Genomic DNA, 3883 nt, shown 5'->3' with positions numbered 1-3883 from the left:
CCCGTGTCGGTCACCGACGACATGCGGACGGAACCACGGAGCGGCGGCCAGCCATCGGCCCCCGCGCAAAGAGACGGCCAGTTCGAGAAGACCCCGCCCCAGGACGTCGCCGCGGAGCAGTGCGTCCTCGGTGGCATGCTGCTGTCCAAGGACGCCATCGCCGACGTCGTCGAGATCCTGAAGTCCAACGACTTCTACCGGCCGGTGCACGCCACGATCTTCGACGCAATTCTCGACATCTACGGCCGGGGCGAGCCCGCGGACGCGATCACCGTGGCCGCCGCCCTGGCCGACTCCGGCGACCTGGCCCGCATCGGTGGCGCGCCCTACCTGCACACCCTCATCGCGACCGTCCCGACCGCCGCGAACGCCGCCTACTACGCCCGGATCGTCGGGGAGCGGGCGGTGCTCCGCCGCCTCGTCGAGGCCGGCACCAAGATCGTGCAGCTCGGGTACGGCACCGGCAACAACGGCAGCCGCGACGTCGACGACATCGTCGACCTGGCGCAGCAGGCCGTCTACGAGATCACCGAGCGCCGGGTCAGCGAGGACTTCGCCATCCTGGCGGACATGCTCCAGCCCACCCTCGACGAGATCGAGGCGGTGGGCGCCCAGGGCGGCGTCATGACCGGCGTCCCGACCGGCTTCACCGACCTCGATCGGCTGCTCAACGGCCTGCACCCCGGCCAACTGATCATCGTGGCCGGTCGGCCCGGTCTGGGCAAGGCGCTCGCGCTGGACACTCCGCTGCCCACCCCCGACGGCTGGACCACGATGGGTGAGGTGGCGGTCGGGGACCGGCTCCTCGCGGCCGACGGCACCCCGACCATCGTCACGGCGGCCTTCGAGGTACGGCACGACCGTCCCTGCTACGAGGTCGAGTTCTCCGACGGCTCGGTCATCGTGGCCGACGCCGAGCACCTGTGGAGGACCACCGCCCGAGAGGGCGTGGTGACGACCGCCCGGATCGCCGCCACGCTGCGCACCGGGACGACGGATCGGCGACCCCAGTACGCCGTCGAGAACTGCGCACCGCTGCGGCTGCCCGAGCGGGACCTCGCCGCCCCGCCGTACACGCTCGGGGTGCGGCTCGCCGGCGGGCACGCCGAGGGGCACCTCCCGCCGGAGTACCTTCGCGCGTCGGAGGACCAGCGCCGGGCGCTGCTCGCGGGCCTGATGGACACGGCCGGGACGGTGACCCCCGCCGGGGACCTGCGGTACACCTCGACCTCCGAGCGGTTGATCGAGTGCGTCCGGGAACTCGTGGTCAGCCTCGGCTACCGGTGCACGGTCGACGAGCAGCCGGCGCGGGAGGGCTCGTCCGTCGCGTACACCGTGGACTTCTCCACGGCCGATCCCGTCTTCCGCCTGGAGGACAAGCGGGCGGCGCAGGCCGAGCGGACATCCCCGGACAGCCGCGCCCGGTTCATCGTCGACGTCCGGCCGGTGCTGAGCGTCCCGGTCCGCTGCGTGACGGTGGACAACCCGGACCACCTCTACCTGGCCGGCCGGTCCATGATCCCGACGCACAACAGCACCGCGAGCATGGACTTCGCCCGGAACGCGGCCATCCGGGCCAACCAGGCGTCGGCGATCTTCTCACTGGAGATGAGCAAGGTCGAGATCGTCATGCGACTGCTCTCGGCCGAGGCCCGCGTCCCACTGCACGTGCTGCGCAGCGGCCAGCTCTCCGACGACGACTGGACCAAGCTGGCCCGCTGCATGGGCGAGATCAGCGAGGCCCCGCTCTTCGTCGACGACACGCCGAGCATGAACCTGATGGAGATCCGGGCGAAGGCGCGTCGGCTCAAGCAGAAGCACGACCTGAAGCTGATCGTGGTCGACTATCTCCAGCTCATGACGTCGCCGAAGCGCACCGAGAGCCGGCAGCAGGAGGTTGCGGACCTGTCCCGTGGCCTCAAGCTGCTCGCCAAGGAGGTCGAGTGCCCGGTGATCGCCGTGAGCCAGCTCAACCGTGGCCCCGAGCAGCGTACGGACAAGCGACCGCAACTGTCCGATCTGCGCGAATCGGGTTGCCTCACCGCAGAGACCAGGTTGCTCCGTGCGGACAACAACGCCGAGGTGACTCTGGGCGAGCTCCTTGCCGCAGGGGTCAGGGACATCCCCGTCTGGGCGCTCGACGAGGGGCTTCGCTACACCCCTCGGACCATGACCCACGTCTTCCCGAGCGGCACCCGTGAGGTCTTCCGGATGACGCTGGCGTCCGGGAAGCAGATCGATGCCACCGCCAACCACCCCTTCCTGACCTTCGCGGGTTGGGTACCGCTCGGAGAGCTGGCGGCCAAGGCGCGTATCGCCACACCGAGGCATGTTCCCGCGCCTCTTGCCTCCAGGCCGTGGCCCGAGGAAGAGGTGGTGTTGCTGGCTCATCTGCTGGGTGACGGCTCGTTCGTCCGACGACAGCCGATTCGGTACGCCAGCTGCGATGAGCAGAACCTGCGTGCTGTTGCGGAAGCGGCGAAGTACTTCGGCATCTCTCCTGTCCGGGATGACGACGCCGCAGCAGGGGTGACCACTCTGCGGCTGCCTGCCCCGCACGGACTAGCTGAGGGTCGCCGGAATCCTGTTGCCGAGTGGTTGGACGGGCTCGGGCTGTTCGGGCTCAGGTCGCACGAGAAGTTCGTGCCGCAGGCTGTCTTCGGTCTGCCCAAGGCACAGATCACTACCTTCCTCCGCCACCTGTGGGCGACGGACGGTTCCGTCTGCCGCGACGAGTCCGGCCACGGTGGCAGGGTCTACTACTCCTCGACCAGCCGCCGAATGTTGGAGGACATCTCCCGTCTCCTGCTCCGGTACGGCATCACCGCCCGCCTGGAGGTCGTACCGGTTGCGCGCCACCAGACCCAGTACACGCTCGACATCTGCGGGCGGGACGACCAGCTTCGCTTCCTCCGGGAGATCGGGGTGCACGGCGAGCGGTCGGCCAACTGCGCTGCCCTTCTGGTCGCCCTGGAGGCGCGGGAGAGCGACGCCACCGTCGACACCGTGCCGAGGGAGGTCTGGTCGGAAGTCCGTGGGATCCTGATCGACCAAGGTCTGAGCCAGCGGGACCTCGCGAAGGCGACCGGAACTCAGGATTGTGGCAGCGCGTCGTGGGAGCGTGCCCCCAGCAGGTCCAGGCTGGCGAAGATCGCCGCGGTCCTCGACTCGGTGGATCTTGAGCTGCATGCCACCAACGACATCGTCTGGGACGAGATTGTCTCGATCGAGTCGATCGGTGAGCGTGAGGTGTACGACGCGACGGTCCTCGGCACGCACAACTTCATCGCCAACGGCATCGCCACCCACAACTCCATCGAGCAGGATGCTGACGTGGTAATCCTCTTGCACCGGGATGACTACTACGACAAGGAGTCGCCGCGTGCGGGGGAGGCGGACTTCATCGTTGCCAAACACCGAAATGGGCCGACCGACTCCATCACCGTGGCCGCGCAGCTCCACCTCTCCCGCTTCGTCGACATGGCGATCGTCTGAGCCGGCGAGGCCGCGCCCCCGGCCGCTGAGCCGCCCAGCCGCCCCAACACCCCAGCCGCTCAGCCGATCAAGGGGAACCAGCCGGCAACCTCGCCGAGCACCTGCCGGTCCCGGTCGGTCAGCGGCACCCGGCCGGCGGCCTTGAGCAGGAAATCCCGGTCGTCCCAGTCCGCAGGGCGGACCGCGTCGTCGCTGAGCAGGCCGCCCAGAGCACGTGGAACAGCAGGTCGGCGGCGAGCCAGCCCCGGCATCGGGTGGGCCGTTGCAGGCCGGCGTCGTCGAGCGGGGCCACGACAGCGGTGATCCCCGCGTACGCCTGCGCCAGCGCCTCGGGCTGCGAAACGGCCGTCATGGAGGCAGCCTCGCACGGTTAGAGCTCACGTCATGG

Annotated in this window: 2 protein-coding genes and 1 pseudogene; 1 reads left to right on the top strand and 2 read right to left on the bottom strand. The window is 69.4% G+C overall.

What is annotated here, in order from left to right:
• Positions 1-21: 21 nt before the first annotated feature.
• Entirely contained in the window at positions 22-3495 is a 3474-nt protein-coding gene (locus MCAG_RS14765) for a replicative DNA helicase (protein WP_085986161.1), read from the top strand.
• A 59-nt stretch (positions 3496-3554) separates the two neighbouring features.
• On the opposite strand, the gene MCAG_RS14760 is transcribed toward MCAG_RS14765, so the two are convergent.
• Entirely contained in the window at positions 3555-3746 is a 192-nt protein-coding gene (locus MCAG_RS14760) for a hypothetical protein (RefSeq protein ID WP_007073785.1), read from the bottom strand.
• Positions 3737-3847: pseudogene (locus tag MCAG_RS34835) on the bottom strand (hypothetical protein); the annotation flags it as partial. The pseudogene MCAG_RS34835 and the gene MCAG_RS14760, both read right to left, overlap by 10 nt.
• Between the last annotated feature and the right edge of the window lie 36 nt (positions 3848-3883).

The sequence above is a fragment of the Micromonospora sp. ATCC 39149 genome (assembly GCF_000158815.1).
GTDB lineage: Bacteria > Actinomycetota > Actinomycetes > Mycobacteriales > Micromonosporaceae > Micromonospora.
The sequence above is the reverse complement of the archived record's forward strand: the minus strand, read 5'-3'. Positions and strand labels throughout refer to the sequence as shown.